Raw genomic sequence first — 16,961 nt, forward strand, 5'->3', positions numbered from 1 at the left:
GGGCTTGTGTCGTTTGCTCACGTTGAACATTTTGACGAATTTGAGCTTTCATATAGATACGGGTTACATCATACTCAATGGCACCAATCATGTTATTAAACATCATGTAACCTTCTTGTTGATAATCAACTAATGGGTTATTTTGTCCGTACGCACGTAAGCCAATTGATTCGCGTAATTGATCCATCGCATCAATATGATCTGTCCATTTTTGGTCAACCACTTTAAGTACCACTACTTTTTGGAATTCAAGTAATTGTTCTGGACCGTTTAATTGTTGTGATTTCTCTTCAAAAATAGTTTTTGCCTTACCAAATAAGAAATCTTTTATTTCTACTGGTGTTTTTGATTCGATATCACTCATCTTGATTGAATCTTCTGGTACAAGGCAAGCTTTGGCAAAGTCTAAAATACCTTCTAAATTCCAATCCGCTTGATTTTCCGCAGAAGTATGGTCCGTTACAACACGATCAATGGTACGTTCAATCATACCTAATACAATCGGGCTTAACTCTTTGTCTTCCGTTATAACACGGTTACGTTGACCATAAATTACTTCACGTTGTTCACGCATTACGTCATCGTACTGCAAAATATTTTTACGTGTATCATAGTTGTTTCCTTCAACGCGTTTTTGAGCACCTTCTACTTGCTTAGATAACATACCACTTTGAATAACCGCATCTTCACCTTCAATTTTGAAGCGTTCCAACATGTTTTTCACTCGGTCTGATCCGAAACGACGCATTAAATCATCTTCTAATGATAAATAGAATTGAGAAACACCTGGGTCTCCTTGACGACCAGAACGTCCACGCAACTGATTGTCGATACGACGTGATTCATGACGTTCCGTTCCGATTACTGCTAAACCACCTAATTCTTTCACACCAAAACCTAACTTGATATCGGTCCCACGACCGGCCATGTTAGTGGCGATTGTAACGGCACCTTTTTGACCAGCATTTAAGATAATTTCGGCTTCTTTAAAGTGATTTTTCGCATTCAAGACTTCGTGTGGCACTTTTTCTTTTGTTAATAATTGAGAAATGTACTCCGATGTTTCAACCGCAACAGTACCGACTAAGACAGGTTGCCCTTTACGGTGACGCTCTTTGATATCTTGAACAACTGCTTGGAATTTACTTTCTAAGGTTGGATATAATAAATCAGGACGATCATCACGAGCAATCTCACGGTTCGTTGGAATTTGAATAACTTGCATATTATATATTTCGCGGAACTCTTCTTCTTCTGTTTTAGCTGTACCAGTCATACCAGCTAGTTTCTTATACATACGGAAGAAGTTTTGGTAAGTAATGTTGGCCATTGTTTTCGTTTCATCTTCAATTTCAACCGCTTCTTTGGCTTCAATTGCTTGGTGAAGGCCATCTGAATAACGACGACCATCCATGATACGACCAGTAAATTGGTCAACAATCATAACTTTACCTTCTTGAACCACATAATCAATATCTTTTAACATGATGAAGTTCGCGCGTAAGGCGTTATCTAAATGATGCGTTAACGCTGTGTTATCAATATCATATAAGTTGTCTAAACCAAAGTTTTCTTCCGCTTTAGAAATGCCTTCATCAGTGAAAGCAATCGTTTTAGATTGGACATCAATTTTGTAGTCTTCGTCTTCTTTCAAGCGTTTCACAAAGTTATCTGCGCGCGTATAAAGGGCAGTTGATTTCTCTGCTTGACCCGAAATAATCAAAGGTGTACGCGCCTCATCAATTAAGATTGAGTCAACCTCATCGACAATCGCATAGTTAAGTGGTCGTTGAACCATTTGTTCACGGTAAACGACCATGTTATCTCTTAAGTAGTCAAATCCTAGTTCACTGTTTGTGCTGTATGTAATATCGCAAGCATACGCTACACGTTTTTCTTCTGAAGATTTTGAGTTTAAGTTTAACCCTACAGTTAAACCAAGGAAGTTATATAACTCTCCCATTTCACTCGCATCACGCGTTGATAAGTACTCATTGACAGTAACAACGTGCACACCTTCGCCTGTTAATGCATTCAAATAAACTGGCATTGTCGCTGTTAATGTTTTACCTTCACCCGTTTTCATCTCTGGAATGTTACCGTTATGTAATACGATACCACCCATCATCTGTACTTTATATGGATATAAACCTAACACACGTTTAGCTGCTTCACGAACTACTGCGAAAGCCTCAACTAAAAGATCATCTAACGTTTCACCATTAACAAGACGTGATTTAAATTCATCAGTTTTTGCTTTTAATTGTTCATCAGTTAGAGCAGCTGTTTGCTCTCCCAATGCATCGATTTGATCAGCGATTTTTTCCAAGCGCTTAATCTCTTTTTTATCATTTTCAATGATTTTCTTAATGAAATTCATTTAGCTATCGTTCCCTTCTATAACTCACTTTTTTCATAAAACAACTTTGAAATCGTATCACTATTCATTCTATCATTAATATTACAAAAATAAAAACATTTTTCATAATATAGGCCTGAAATCTAAAGATTCTCTTGCGTTTCCCACTTCAAGATAATTAGTTTGAAAAAGCTTTTGAATAGCAATAAAACCTGACAGTCAAACACATGTCTGGATGTCAGGTTTTATATTATCTTTCAAAAAATATTTGATTAACTTTAATCTTCATCCATCTTAAGAACAGCCATGAACGCCTCTTGTGGCACTTCAACCGATCCAATAGATTTCATACGTTTCTTACCTTCTTTTTGTTTCTCTAATAATTTACGTTTACGAGAAACATCTCCACCATAACACTTCGCCAAAACATTTTTACGTAAGGCTTTGATGTTTGAACGGGCCACAATTTTTTGACCAATTGCTGCTTGGACTGGCACTTCAAATTGTTGACGTGGAATTAAAGCTTTTAATTTTTCAACAATCACTTTACCACGGTCATAAGCAAAATCTTTATGAACGATAAAGCTCAAGGCATCAACTTTTTCAGCATTTAATAAGATATCCATCTTCACTAAACGACTTGGTTTGTAGCCGATGATTTCATAATCAAGTGACGCATACCCTTTAGTGCTTGATTTCAATGTATCAAAGAAATCATAAACGATTTCTGATAATGGTAATTCATAAACCACATTCACACGGTAATCGTCTAAGTAATCCATCGTGATGAACTCGCCGCGTTTACGTTGTGACAATTCCATGACAGCTCCAACGTATTCGTTTGGTACCATAACCGATGCTTTGACATAAGGCTCTTCAACATGATCAATCACGCCTTGCTCAGGGAATTCAGCTGGATTATCAACGACTAATTCAGTCCCATCTGTTTTGGTTACATGATAGATAACTGATGGTGCTGTCGTAATTAATTCTAAATTAAATTCACGTTCTAAACGTTCTTGAATAACATCCATGTGTAATAATCCTAGGAAACCACAACGGAAACCAAATCCTAAGGCTTGTGATGTTTCGGGTTCAAATTCTAAAGCTGAGTCATTTAATTGTAATTTTTCTAAGGCTTCACGTAATTCTACATACTTCGACGTATCAATTGGATATAGACCGCAATAAACCATTGGATTCATTTTACGGTAACCTTCTAAGGCTTCCGTTGCCGGATTATTGGCTAGCGTCACGGTATCCCCAACTTGTGTATCTTGAACCGTTTTAATGCTAGCAGTAATATAACCTACATCACCAACCGATAGCACGTCACGAGGAACAGGTTTAGGAGAGAAGATTCCTACTTCTGTGACATCAAATGTTTTACCATTTTGCATCAACATAATCTTGTCACCTGGTTTTACCATACCATCCACGATGCGGACATTAAGGATAACCCCACGATAACTATCATAAACCGAGTCAAAAATTAACGCTTTTAATGGCGCATCTAAATCGCCTTCTGGTGCAGGTACTTTTTCAACGATTTGTTCTAGAATTTCATCAATCCCGATACCAGACTTAGCACTCGCTAACACGGCTTCTGATGCATCAATTCCCACTACGGTTTCGATTTCTTCACGAACTTTTTCAGGGTCAGCTGCTGGTAAGTCGATTTTGTTAATAATGGGTAAAATCTCTAAATCATTATCAACGGCTAAATAAACGTTTGCCAACGTTTGTGCTTCAATCCCTTGCGCTGCATCCACGACTAATAAAGCTCCTTCACAAGCTGCTAAACTACGTGATACTTCATAAGTAAAATCGACGTGTCCTGGTGTGTCGATTAAGTGAAAAATATATTCTTCGCCATCATTCGCAGTATAGGTTAATTCAACTGCATTTAGTTTAATAGTAATGCCGCGTTCTCTTTCAAGATCCATTGAATCTAACAACTGGTCTTGCATTTCACGACTAGAAACTGTTTCTGTTTGTTGTAAAATACGGTCAGCCAACGTCGACTTTCCGTGATCAATATGGGCAATAATCGAAAAGTTACGAATTTTGCTTTGTCTTTCTCTTAATTTCTTAATGTCCATTTATTTAGTTCCTACTTTCTTTTTCAATCAGCATTTCCTATTATAACAATATTCTTCTTAATTTTAAAGAATCTTTATCAAAAGCTCAATAAATATCTGGTAAAAACACGTAAAAAGGGAACTCATAGAGTTCCCTTTCTTCATTAAACTTGGTCACTTGTTTCAAATACTAAGGTATCGTCTGCTACCGTAATCGTTACGCGTTGTTTTGGTAAGATTTTCGCAGCCACTATTTCTTTAGCAAGTGGTGTTTCAACTTGTTTCGTAATGAAACGTTTCAATGGGCGTGCACCAAATGCTGGCTCGTATGCATTTTCAGCAATCCAATCTTGTCCCTCTTCCGATATTTCTAGTTCAATCTCTTGTTCAGCTAATTTTTGAGCTAACCCTTTCGTCATTTTCACGACAATATTTTTCATGTTAGCTAACGTTAACGGCTTGAATAAAATCGTTTCATCAATCCGATTTAGGAATTCTGGTTTAAAATGGGCGCGTAACATGTTTTGAACATCTTTTTCAGTGTTTTCAGCAAACTCACCTTCTGCCGTCAAACCATCTAATAAAATTTGAGAACCTATATTACTTGTCATAATCATCACGGTATTTTTAAAGTCCACCGTACGTCCTTTACTATCGGTTAAACGACCATCATCAAGGACTTGTAATAAAATATTAAAGACATCAGGATGTGCTTTTTCAATTTCATCAAGTAAAACAATGGTATAAGGGTTATGTCGAACGGCTTCCGTTAATTGACCGCCTTCTTCATAACCAATATAACCTGGAGGAGCTCCGACTAAACGTGACACCGTATGTTTTTCCATATATTCACTCATATCGATACGAACCATATGCTCTTCAGAGTCAAATAGGTTCTCAGCTAAGGCTTTAGCTAATTCGGTCTTACCGACACCTGTCGGTCCTAAGAATAGGAAAGAACCTAGTGGACGGTTTTGGTCTTGTAAACCAGCGCGTGAACGAATCACTGCGTCAGCAACGGCTTCAACCGCATCATCTTGACCAATCACACGTTCATGCAAGGTATCATTTAGTCGTAAGATTTTTTCACGCTCTCCTTCGACTAAACGTTGAACAGGAATACCGGTTAAACGTTCGACGACAACTGATATTTCATGATCGGTTACAGCTTCTTGTACAAGTCGATTATCATACGTTTCATTTTGTTTTTCTAATTCAGCCAATTCTTTTTCTAATTCAGGAATTTTACCATGACGAAGAATAGCCGCTTGCTCTAAGTCATAATTATTTTCAGCGTCTTCTAAAGCGTGTTTAGCTTGCTCGATTTCACCACGTTTTTGACTAATGGTATTCACGATTTCTTTTTCGGTTTCCCATTTCATCTTCAAGTTGTTGGCTTCTTCTCGTAGCTCTGCTAATTCTTCTTGCAACATTTCTAAACGTTTTTTGCTGGCGTCATCACTTTCTTTTTTCAGCGCAGCTTCTTCGATTTCCAACTGCATCAAGCGACGTGTGACTTGGTCTAGTTCTGTTGGCATAGAGTTCATTTCAACACGGATTGTCGCACACGCTTCATCGACTAAATCGATGGCTTTATCTGGTAAAAAGCGATCAGTAATATAACGATTTGACATTGTTGCCGCCGCCACTAGAGCGTTGTCATTGATATTCACACCATGGTGAATTTCAAAACGTTCTTTCAAGCCACGTAAAATACTAATCGTATCCTCGACAGTCGGTTCATTTACCATTACTCGTTGGAAACGGCGTTCTAGCGCTTTGTCTTTTTCCATATATTCACGGTATTCATCTAAGGTCGTCGCACCAATTAAATGTAACTCACCACGTGCTAACATTGGTTTTAGTAAGTTACCTGCATCCATACTACCTTCTGTTTTACCTGCTCCAACAATCGTATGAATTTCGTCGATGAACATAATAATCTGACCATCGCTCTTTTTCACTTCTTTAAGGACGGCTTTTAAACGTTCTTCAAACTCACCACGATATTTTGCACCGGCAATCAAAGCCCCCATATCTAATGAATAAATTGTTTTATCTTTTAAGTTTTCTGGTACATCGCGTCGCACAATACGTTGTGCTAGCCCTTCAATAATCGCTGTTTTACCAACACCTGGTTCACCAATTAAGACCGGATTATTTTTCGTTTTACGAGATAAAATACGGATCACATCACGAATTTCTTCGTCACGTCCGATGACAGGATCTTGTTTTCCTTCACGAACACGTTTCACTAAATCAATTCCGTATTTTTCTAACGCTTCATATTGTTCTTCTTGATTTTCAGATGTCACACGCTCTCCTCCTCGCATTTGTTCAATATGTGCTTTCAATTCATTATAACCAATCGAATGACTAGTCAAATAAACTGTTAACGGATGATTGTTTAATTTCATTAAAGCAAGTAACACAATCTCCGTTGATAAATATTCATCATGAAATTCATTCATAATCAATTGGCCTTCTTGAAAAACTTGGTATAAATTACGGCTAAATGTTTGACCGTACTGAATATTCCCTTCAACCACGGAGATTCGATCTAGTTCCATTTCAATTTTTTTAGAAAAGTCATCGACTGATAGTCCTAGATCTTGATAAAAGTTATAAGCAAAATTACCAGGTTGAACTAAAGCCTTCCATAAATGTGGAATATCAATTTCTTGGTGTTTTCTATGCATTGCAATTTGTTGTGCTTCTGCAATGGCTTGTTGCACTGTTGTGGTCATTTTATCTGGTTGCATAAAAAGACTCCCCCTATCATTTGATTTAAGCTTATCGCTCTATAACTCTATTTTATTCCTAATTTAAAAAAATAAAAAGTAATAAGCAAAAATAACACGTTAAATGTAGGGATAATTTATAAAAGATGCGCACGATAGAATCTAATAGATACGTCATAAATAGATTATTACCATTACACCATCATTTATAAAGAAATGATTAAACAAGAACATAATTAACTAATGTTACTTCTCAATCACAAAAAAAGAAAGCCTAGCAGTTGCTAGACTTTCTTTTTTAACAATAAATAATTTCAGTATATATTCAATTATGCCACTACTGCTACTTCAGCAGTATTCACTGCGATATCACGATAGCTAACCACCATACGGTTAATTAATTCATGGACTTTTGCGTCATCTTTTTCATCAAATGCTTGAATGGACACAATACAAGAATTGTCATATAACGTTTCGACCATTCCTTTAGCTTTGCCACTCAACAGTTCAGATGTAAATTCAACTACTTGACCAATTTCAACAATACCCATAATAAACAACTCCCAATCTTCAAAATAAATACTTTATATTACTCCAAAATAATATAATAACAATTTAACATTAAATAACTAAAAAAACAAATAATATGACACAAAAAAGGGAATATTTGACTTTTTTATCCAATAAACATTCGGAGTTTAACGCTTCCATTTAGGTAAAACGTTTAACAAAGTTGTCTAATTATATTAGTATAACCTCTCCAACTATTTAACGTATAGTTATTATATAACAAAAAACAATAAGATGAAAGCGTTTTTTAAAATAATTGTTGATTAAAATCTTGACGAAGCATAAATTTACCTAATCCGTACTGTCCTTTTTCAATTAACTGATCAATAATTTTTTCAGTTGTTTGTTCTGGCTGGTCTTTTTGGTTTTGATTTTGATGAATTTTAACCGCATTATTGATGGAATCATGAACTAATTCAATAAAAACATCTGAAACATAGCGTTCTGGTAAATGTTCGCGAATCATACTCCATTCAAATGGTAATTCGTTCGCTTCCCAATTTGTTTTTTGATAATAAGTCGTTTGTTGAGTAGGAATACTAATACTACTTTGAATCATTTGATGAAAAGCCACACTATATTCTGGACGACGACCTAAAGAATTAAAGCGCATCAATGGCATTTTCTTTAAGTTCGTTTCAACGTAATATTGACCTAAAAATTGCAAACTCATATCAATCACATAATATTTTAAGTTTATCGTCACATTATTGGCTGTCAAAACATCTACATGTTTTAATACCTCCTCAATAGTTTCACCTTTGGCAATATGTTCAGGGCGTGATAACGTGTATAACAAACTATTGATATTGTAATAAACATTACGCGGCTCTTCTCCAGAGAAATTAAAGGTAATCTCATGACGCTCACCTAGTGGTTTTTCTTCATATTTAAAACCTAAAGGCCCTTCTAAACGTTTCATCCCATTTAGTAACCATTTAATACTTTCTTTCACACTTTTTTCATTAGTTGTTTCATAATTAAAATCAATTCTTCCGATTAACGGCATGACTTGTTCCTCCTTAGTTACCTAGTTCTATTAGTTATTTTACACCGTAATTGATGTGGCCACTAATATTTCATTCAACACATAACAAAAACTTAAGGATTCGTCTTGAATCCTTAAGTTTTGTCTGTTTATTGTCTATTATTTTTTAATTTCTAATAAATCAATTTTCGCCATTGGTAAAATCATTCTAGCAATTTTCGCTAATTGGCGTAGACGGTTATTTCTAACTGCTTCATTATCCGCCATAATCATTGTATTATCAAAATATTTGGTAATCAATGGTGCTAACTCAGTTAATTTTTGATATTTATCAGCAAGTGACAATTCCACATAAGTCGCTTCAACACTAGCTAACACATTTGCCAATTCTTTTTCTTCAGCTGTTTCGAATAATGAGGCATCAACAGCTTCTGTTAATGATTCCCCCATTAATTCTTGCCCTTTGCGTGTTAAATTAATGACACGGATTAAGGCTTCCATTGTTGGACGGAATGAATCTGTTGATTGTTTATCTTGTAATAGACGTGCAACTTCAATCGCTTGACTCATCTCAACATCTTCGACATTTACGGCTGCTTCAATAATATCATGACGAATGTTTTTACCATTTAATAATTGTTTAATACGGGCATTGAAGAAGTCTAGGACTGCTTCACGGTTTTCATCAATGGTTACACCGTAAGTAGCTGGGTCTTCATTAATTGCTTCTTTAATCATTGGCAAGATATTAGACATCGCTAAATCCCAACCTTTAGCTTCAATAATACGCACAATTCCGTAAGTTTGACGACGTAATGCATATGGGTCATTAGAACCTGATGGAATCATACCAGCGTTAAAGAATGTTAAGACAGAATCTAATTTATCAGCCATTGCTAACACAGCACCGACTGTTGATTCAGGTAAGGCCCCTTCACTAGAAACAGGCATGTAATGTTCACGAATGGCTTGTGCTACAGCTGGTTTCTCACCTTTAAGTAAGGCATACTTCTCACCCATAATGCCTTGTAATTCTGGGAATTCACCGACCATACCTGTCATTAAATCAAATTTATAAATCGCTGCTGCACGCGCTAAATCAACTTGTTCTTCACTTGTTAAGCCAACTGCTTGACCGATGATTTCACTAATTTTAGCGACGCGTTGCATTTTTTCATAAGTGGTTCCGATTTTCTCATGGAACGTTACTTTTTTCAGACGTTCAACGTAAGACTCGATTGAATGTTGTTGGTCTTCATCATAGAAGAAGACTGCATCTTCAAGACGCGCTACCAATACTTTTTCGTTCCCTGCAATGACGTTTTCGATAAAGTCAGCATTACCGTTACGAACTGCCACGAAGAATGGCGCTAATTGACCATCTTGGAAACGCACTTCGAAGTAACGTTGGTGTTCTTTCATTGAAATAATTAAGACTTCTTCAGGCACTTCTAAATATTTTTCATCAAATTTACCAGCAAAAGCGGTTGGGTACTCCACAATGTTATTAACTTCTTCTAGTAACTCTTCATCTAAGTTCATCACCCAGTTATTTTCAGCTGCTAAAGCTTCGATTTGTTTAACAATTAAGGCTTTGCGTTCTTCGGCATCAGCGTAAACGTTTTGTTCTTTTAATTTAGCCACATATTCAGATGGGTGGTTAATAGTTGTTTCTTGACCTAAGAAACGGTGACCACGCGTTGTTTGACCACTTTTCACATCTAAAAATTGTAAATCAATTAGTTCATCGTCTAATAAGCTGACAATCCAGTGAATTGGACGAATGAATTCAGTTGTATGGTTACCCCAATGCATCGTTACAGGGAAATGAATTCCTTTTAGCGTATCTAAAACATTAGCTAAAACCGTTTGGGCTGTTTCACCAGGGATGAATTTATCAACGTGAACATATTCCACGCCTTTAATTTCTTTAAAGAATAATTTATCTGTTGCAACACCTTGTCCACGTGCAAACCCTTCGGCTGCTTTTGTCCAGTTACCATCGGCATCAACTGCAATTTTTTTTGCAGGTCCTTTAGCTTCTTCTTCGATGTCTTCTTGTTTTTCAGCTAATTCCAATACTTCTAACGTTAAGCGACGAGGCGTTGAGTAAGTACGAATCTCACTGTAAGCTAAACGATTTTCGTTTAAGAATTTTTCCATTGCCGCTTTAAATTGTTTAATTGATGAAGTCACAAAACGTGCCGGCATTTCTTCTAAACCGATTTCTAATAAAAATGTTTTTGACATGTTATGCTTCCTCCTCTTGTGTGTCTTTGTTTAATAATGGGAATCCTAATTTTTCACGTTCTTCAACGAATTTCTTCGCTAATTGACGGGCCATGTTACGAATACGTGATAAGTAGCCCGCACGTTCCGTTACTGATACTGCCCCACGTGCATCTAATAAGTTAAACGTATGGCTACATTTTAGAACGAAGTCATACGCTGGATGAACTAACCCTTCTTCGATACAACGTTGTGCTTCAGCTTGATACATTTCAAATAATGTTAATAACATTTCTTGGTTACTAATTTCAAATGAATATTTTGAATGTTCATATTCAGGTTGGATAAAGATTTCGCCATATTTAACGCCTTTTTTCCATTCTAAATCGTAAACACTTTCCACTGATTGGATGTATGACGCTAAACGTTCTAAACCATAAGTAATCTCGACTGTTACCGGGTTACATTCTAAACCACCCGCTTGTTGGAAATAAGTAAACTGTGTGATTTCCATGCCGTTTAACCACACTTCCCAACCTAAACCAGCACACCCCATTGATGGATTTTCCCAGTTATCTTCAACAAAACGAATGTCGTGCTCTAACGGGTTAATGCCTAGACGTTTTAAACTTTCTAAGTATAGTTCTTGAATGTTATCAGGTGATGGTTTCATTACCACTTGGAACTGGTGATGTTGGTATAAACGGTTTGGGTTTTCTCCATAACGACCATCAGCTGGACGACGAGAAGGTTCAACATAAGCAGCATTCCATGGTTCTGGGCCAATCGCACGTAAAAACGTGTATGGGCTCATTGTCCCTGCCCCTTTTTCCGTATCGTATGCCTGCATTAACATACAACCTTGCTCTGACCAAAAGTTTTGTAAGGTTAAAATCATTTCTTGTACAGTTAATCCTGTTGTCATGTGTATTCTCCTTTACGATTTTGACTAAAATAAAAAGCCCCTATGCCTAGACGACTGTCTAAACATAGGGACGAAAATTTTCGCGGTTCCACCCTAATTCCAAAAATTACTTTTTGGCATCTTCATTATGGTTGCTCCAAAGCGCCCTTCAGATTGTCTATTTAGCCAGTCACACCAACCCTAGCCTCTCTTTAAAAACAGCTAATCTTACTCTTCTTTTTCTTCGCAACTATTTAATTATCTTCCTGTCTATCATAGCCGTTATTGAGTAACTAGTCAATATCTTTGCTAGGATTATCCGATTTTTCTGTTTGTTTATCCAATAAGATATTTTGCCAGTTACTCATGTCATCAATAAACTTCTTGCTCTTCAAGAAAATCCCGACGTATTCCTCATAAATCATATCTATCGTCCGGCGAATCTCTTGCTTAACTTCAGCAGAAAGTGAAATTGAATGAATTTGTTCTAACGAAATACTAGAAAACATCCGGATAAAATGCATGGCTTTAGGTGACGCGTGATAGCGACGTTCATCACGATAAAAATCTTTCTCACAGATCACCCCTAAGTAAGCTGAAGAAAAGTCAAACTTACCATGGACTTCGCCACAAATCCGACAATGAATCCATTCAAATTCTAAACCAAAACGATTAAGAAGTTGAATTTCAAAAATATTGGTTAAAATTTCAGGGTCTTTACCTTCGTCCATCAGCTTCAATATATCACGAGTAAAGCCGTATAAAGCGGGATCATACGTCTGATCATCAATCGCCACATCAACTAAATTCAAAATATACGTCGCGTAGGCTGTTAAAAAGATATCTTGCTGAATATTGCGAAAACTTTCGACGTTTTTGGCCGCATTAAGAAACGATAACCCGTCTTGATTTATTTTCCCAATATACGTACCATACGAAAAAGGTTGCGTTGCCGCTGTCAGAGGATTATTTTTCTTCATCGCATTACGCATAAAAAACATCACTTTACCTTGTTGTTCAGTAAAAATTTTCACAAGTTTATCTTTATCTCGATGTTTTTTGCTAAACAAAATCAAGCCGTTGACTTCATTGACTTCTGACATTTTCCCACCCCTTTATCGTTACTAATTGCAAGAAACAACACACAACGAGCCCAAACACTGACTTGTTGTGTGTTGAATAGAGTTAATAATCCATTTCGCGGTAACCGAAATCTTTTAAGTAGCGTTGTTTATCACGCCAGTTTTTCTCAACTTTAACCCAAGTTTCTAAATAAACTTTGTTTCCTAATAATAATTCGATATCTTTACGCGCACGGATACCGACATCTTTCATCATTTTTCCGCCTTTACCGATTAAGATACCTTTTTGGCTATTACGCTCAACGACAATTGTGGCTTGTACGTGGACCTTATCGTTTTCATCACGCGTCATCGAATCAACGACCACTGCCACTGAATGAGGCACTTCTTCGTGCGTTAATTGTAACACTTTTTCACGAATTAATTCAGACACAACAAAGTACTCTGGGTGATCAGTAATTTGATCAGCTGGATAGTATTGAGGTCCTTCTTCTAAATAAGTTGTTAATTTTTCTAATAAATTATCAACATTATTACCTTGCGTTGCTGAAATTGGAATAATTTCGGCAAAATCCATTTGTTCACGATAATCTTCAATAATCGGTAATAATTTATCTGGATGAATGGTATCAATTTTATTGATGACTAAAATAACTGGTGCATCACTGTTTTTTAAGCGCTCAATAATGAAGTTATCACCAGGGCCACGCTTTTGATCAGCGCTCACTAAGAATAAAATCGCGTCCACTTCGCGTAAGGCACTATAGGCAGACTCTACCATGAAATCGCCTAATTTATGTTTAGGTTTATGAATACCAGGTGTGTCGATAAAGACAATCTGGCTATCGTTGGTTGTATAAACTCCTTGAATTTTGTTTCTTGTTGTTTGTGCTTTGTCACTCATGATGGCAATTTTTTGACCAATCACACGGTTTAATAACGTTGATTTCCCAACGTTAGGACGACCAACAATCGCCACAAAACCTGAACGGAATGTTTTTTGTTCCATGTTATTTCCTCTTTCTTAACTAATAATTTTTTGAATAATCGGCCAAACTTTCGGGATAAAAATATAGGCAGCGACTACCATCGCAAAGATTGAACTTAGCAATACAACCGTAGCTCCCATATCTTTTACTTTTTTCCCTAACGGATGATAGTTACGTAACGTGTACATGTCTACTAGATTCTCAGCAATCGTATTTAGCATTTCCATCATCAACACTTGGAAAATGGCAAAGGTAATCCATAACCATTCCCCTAGCGAAATTTTAAAGTAAATACTAACGATCACAGCGAAAATTCCTAGGACACAATGATAACGAAAATTTCGTTCTTCGATAAAGGCTATTTTCCCACCGTTAATAGCGTACTTTAACGATTGTAAGAAGCGGTAATTTTTATCGATTTGTTTCTTATCGTTGTAGTCCATAGGCATCCAAAATCTCTCTTTGTAGGCCGAACATCTCTTTTTCATCTTCTTCATTCATATGATCGTAGCCATTTAAATGCAAGAAACCATGTACCGCTAAAAAGCCAAGTTCACGTTCAAAACTATGTCCATATTCCTTGGCTTGTTCTTTTGCCTTATCAATCGAAATTAAAATATCTCCAATATTACGTGGCAATCCCATTTCTTCTAGCAATTCAGTTGGAATATCTTCCTCATCTTCAATCGCAAAGCTAATCACATCGGTTGGCACATCTTTGCCACGATACTCACGATTAAATGTTTGAATGTCGTTATTATCCATAATGGTGACTGACATTTCAGTTGCTTCATCTAATTGTAAATGTTGACCTGAAAAATTTAAAACATCAACAATATCATCTAAATGTTTTTGTTCAACCATACCTGTTTTATCTTCAATATAAATTTCCATTATTTTGACTTCCCTTCAATCTCGTCTTTAAACTTCGGATACTCAATTCGTGAATGGAACGTACTACATAAACCATTAATTAAAGACTCTCTAACTATTTTTAGTTCTCCTAAAGTAATGCCTGATTCATCTAACTGACCATCTTTAATACGACGTTCAATGGTATTAGAAACAAATTCCGTAATAGACTCCTTAGTCGGTTGTTTCATTGCACGCACACCGGCTTCACATGTATCCGCAATATTGACCACTGCAGCTTCTCTAGTTTGTGGTTTAGGACCAGGATAACGGAAATCTTCTTCTTTCAAATCAGGATTACGTTCCAGGGCTGATCGATAAAAGAATTGCATCAAGGTAGTACCATGATGTTGTTGACAGATATCAATCACCATTTTTGGCATATGATTTTCTTCTAATATCTTAACACCTTCAGTGACATGAGAGAAAATAATCTCCTTACTATCTTCTGGTAATAAGAAATCATGAGGATTATCTGCATCGGGCGGTAAGTTCTCGACAAAGAAATTAGAATACTTAATTTTCCCGATATCATGATAATAACACGCCACACGTGTTACTAAAGAACGTCCACCAATTGCGGCTACTGCATTGGCACTTAAACTAGCTACCATCATTGAGTGATGATATGTTCCCGGTGCTTCTTCCAACAAACGTTTTAATAACGGTTGCGTCGGATTACTTAACTCATTTAAGACAATCATACTATCGTCGTTTAACCATAAATCAATGTAGGGATGTAACCCTATCGCTAAAACGAAACTAATTAGACTCCCTATCATTGTACAGATTATCGCACCTAAAGTGGTTGTATCTGACAGTTGCATTCCTTGATAGATAACTAAGACACAGACAAAAATTGTTGGGAAAATAAACAACCATAAAATTCCTTTAGAACGTTGGCGTCCCAATTTTTGTGAACTCAGTAAGGTCGCCATCATCCCCGAAAAGATTAAGACGCTTAAAATAAGTAATAAATTACTAGTACCTGCTAAATCATAATAAACAAACAAACAAAACGTTACTTGGAACAGTGCCGCTAATATACTTGCGCGACGACTGACAAACATATTCAAGATCATCGGCACAAGTGCTACTGGAAATAGCAACGGAATAAACGGGTTAGCTTCTGTTTGAAAAAGTGATAAACCTTTCATTAACAACACCGATAAGATCATTAAAAAGACATAAGAATGGAATACACGGAATCGCTTAGCTTGGGTATCAGAATCTCGCACAATCCATACCAGACTAATTAACTGCAATACAATCATTAGCACCAAAGCAACATAAGGAAAGACACTGGTATCTTTGTTTGTCATACCCAATAGTTCTAATTTATTCATGGCACGAGCATCAATTTGAACTCCTTCACGAACGACCACTTCACCATGATAAATCATGACCGGATTAACGCCTTGACGTGCGGTTTTCTTTAACTCTTCTGTTTTTTTCTCATCCATGAATTCATTAGGGACTAACGTCAATCTGATTAAAGAGTTTGCCAACGAATTCTCTTGATCCGTCAACGATGACTTGTCTATGCTATCTTTAGCTTTTTCACGATAATCAGCCAACGTATCCTCATGAATATGATTTTCCATTGTATCTGCAATGACTTTGTTTAATTGACTTTTAACATTAGACAAGTTACTGGTACTTAACTCAAACATTTTAGATAAGACTGAATCAGGAATTGAGGTAAAGTAAGGCATGTCTAATTCATCAACTTTTTCAAATTGTCCTTTTAAATTTGCAACATAATCTCCCAGTGTTGGCGCAGCTTTTTTATTTTTGCCATTCGCTGAAGCCATAGCAGCCTTATCTACCTCTTCTTTAGCCTTTGTCACATAGTCAAATAAACGTGTTAATTTATCTAATTGTTCAGTCGCGATATGCTCATCGTAATTATAGGATGGTGCAATCGCACTTTCAGCTAACTTACGTTTCTCTTCCGTTTCTGCTTTATTTTCTATTGTTTTGTTCGCACGAATTGTTTGCGAAGCTAAACTACCTTCGCGAAAATCCATGTCCTTCTGTCTTAAGCTAGAAAAAATCAAACCAAATAATACTAGACCAAACAACACGGACATTGTTATAAGGTAT

The 16,961-nt window shown here is 36.4% G+C and carries 11 protein-coding genes, 1 pseudogene and 1 other annotated feature; all 12 genes and pseudogenes read right to left on the reverse strand.

The window, feature by feature from the left end:
- Positions 1–3: 3 nt before the first annotated feature.
- A pseudogene (gene secA / locus FA707_RS06145) lies at positions 4–2,380 on the reverse strand (preprotein translocase subunit SecA); the annotation flags it as partial.
- Positions 2,381–2,637: 257 nt separating this feature from the next.
- The gene (gene lepA / locus FA707_RS06150) at positions 2,638–4,461 is read right to left on the reverse strand and encodes a translation elongation factor 4 (RefSeq protein ID WP_136953408.1); all 1,824 of its coding nucleotides are present in this window, start codon (positions 4,459–4,461) and stop codon (positions 2,638–2,640) included.
- A gap of 143 nt (positions 4,462–4,604) precedes the next feature.
- Complete coding sequence (gene clpB / locus FA707_RS06155; RefSeq protein WP_136953409.1) at positions 4,605–7,202, reverse strand: ATP-dependent chaperone ClpB; 2,598 nt, start codon at positions 7,200–7,202, stop codon at positions 4,605–4,607.
- Between the two features lie 308 nt (positions 7,203–7,510).
- Positions 7,511–7,732: a DUF2187 domain-containing protein gene (locus FA707_RS06160; RefSeq protein WP_136953410.1), complete on the reverse strand. Its 222-nt coding sequence runs from the start codon at positions 7,730–7,732 to the stop codon at positions 7,511–7,513.
- 266 nt (positions 7,733–7,998) lie between these two features.
- Entirely contained in the window at positions 7,999–8,760 is a 762-nt protein-coding gene (locus FA707_RS06165) for a hypothetical protein (protein ID WP_136953411.1), read from the reverse strand.
- A 138-nt stretch (positions 8,761–8,898) separates the two neighbouring features.
- Entirely contained in the window at positions 8,899–10,989 is a 2,091-nt protein-coding gene (gene glyS, locus FA707_RS06170) for a glycine--tRNA ligase subunit beta (RefSeq protein ID WP_136953412.1), read from the reverse strand.
- Position 10,990: 1 nt separating this feature from the next.
- Positions 10,991–11,893 carry a glycine--tRNA ligase subunit alpha gene (gene glyQ / locus FA707_RS06175; RefSeq protein ID WP_136953413.1) on the reverse strand — a complete coding sequence of 301 codons (903 nt, stop codon included), beginning with the start codon at positions 11,891–11,893 and terminating at the stop codon, positions 10,991–10,993.
- A gap of 63 nt (positions 11,894–11,956) precedes the next feature.
- Positions 11,957–12,126: a binding site (T-box leader), on the reverse strand.
- 39 nt (positions 12,127–12,165) lie between these two features.
- Entirely contained in the window at positions 12,166–12,975 is an 810-nt protein-coding gene (gene recO, locus FA707_RS06180) for a DNA repair protein RecO (RefSeq protein ID WP_136953414.1), read from the reverse strand.
- 82 nt (positions 12,976–13,057) lie between these two features.
- The gene (era, locus tag FA707_RS06185; RefSeq protein ID WP_136953415.1) at positions 13,058–13,963 is read right to left on the reverse strand and encodes a GTPase Era; all 906 of its coding nucleotides are present in this window, start codon (positions 13,961–13,963) and stop codon (positions 13,058–13,060) included.
- Between the two features lie 15 nt (positions 13,964–13,978).
- Positions 13,979–14,392 carry a diacylglycerol kinase gene (locus FA707_RS06190; RefSeq protein WP_136953416.1) on the reverse strand — a complete coding sequence of 138 codons (414 nt, stop codon included), beginning with the start codon at positions 14,390–14,392 and terminating at the stop codon, positions 13,979–13,981.
- Positions 14,370–14,837 carry an rRNA maturation RNase YbeY gene (gene ybeY / locus FA707_RS06195; protein ID WP_136953417.1) on the reverse strand — a complete coding sequence of 156 codons (468 nt, stop codon included), beginning with the start codon at positions 14,835–14,837 and terminating at the stop codon, positions 14,370–14,372. Before ybeY ends, FA707_RS06190 begins: the two co-directional genes overlap by 23 nt.
- Positions 14,837–16,948, reverse strand: a complete 2,112-nt coding sequence (locus FA707_RS06200) for an HD family phosphohydrolase (protein WP_136954197.1) — start codon at positions 16,946–16,948, stop codon at positions 14,837–14,839. Before FA707_RS06200 ends, ybeY begins: the two co-directional genes overlap by 1 nt.
- Between the last annotated feature and the right edge of the window lie 13 nt (positions 16,949–16,961).

Source organism: Vagococcus zengguangii (assembly GCF_005145005.1).
In the GTDB taxonomy this organism is placed as follows: Bacteria; Bacillota; Bacilli; order Lactobacillales; family Vagococcaceae; genus Vagococcus_A; species Vagococcus_A zengguangii.

Excerpts from the sequence above, each read along its gene's own strand:
- lepA (WP_136953408.1), bottom strand. The coding sequence starts at position 4,461 with ATGGACATTAAGAAATTAAGAGAAAGACAAAGCAAAATTCGTAACTTT.
- clpB (WP_136953409.1), bottom strand. The coding sequence starts at position 7,202 with ATGCAACCAGATAAAATGACCACAACAGTGCAACAAGCCATTGCAGAA.
- FA707_RS06160 (WP_136953410.1), bottom strand. The coding sequence starts at position 7,732 with ATGGGTATTGTTGAAATTGGTCAAGTAGTTGAATTTACATCTGAACTG.
- FA707_RS06165 (WP_136953411.1), bottom strand. The coding sequence starts at position 8,760 with ATGCCGTTAATCGGAAGAATTGATTTTAATTATGAAACAACTAATGAA.
- glyS (WP_136953412.1), bottom strand. The coding sequence starts at position 10,989 with ATGTCAAAAACATTTTTATTAGAAATCGGTTTAGAAGAAATGCCGGCA.
- glyQ (WP_136953413.1), bottom strand. The coding sequence starts at position 11,893 with ATGACAACAGGATTAACTGTACAAGAAATGATTTTAACCTTACAAAAC.
- recO (WP_136953414.1), bottom strand. The coding sequence starts at position 12,975 with ATGTCAGAAGTCAATGAAGTCAACGGCTTGATTTTGTTTAGCAAAAAA.
- era (WP_136953415.1), bottom strand. The coding sequence starts at position 13,963 with ATGGAACAAAAAACATTCCGTTCAGGTTTTGTGGCGATTGTTGGTCGT.
- FA707_RS06190 (WP_136953416.1), bottom strand. The coding sequence starts at position 14,392 with ATGCCTATGGACTACAACGATAAGAAACAAATCGATAAAAATTACCGC.
- ybeY (WP_136953417.1), bottom strand. The coding sequence starts at position 14,837 with ATGGAAATTTATATTGAAGATAAAACAGGTATGGTTGAACAAAAACAT.
- FA707_RS06200 (WP_136954197.1), bottom strand. The coding sequence starts at position 16,948 with ATGTCCGTGTTGTTTGGTCTAGTATTATTTGGTTTGATTTTTTCTAGC.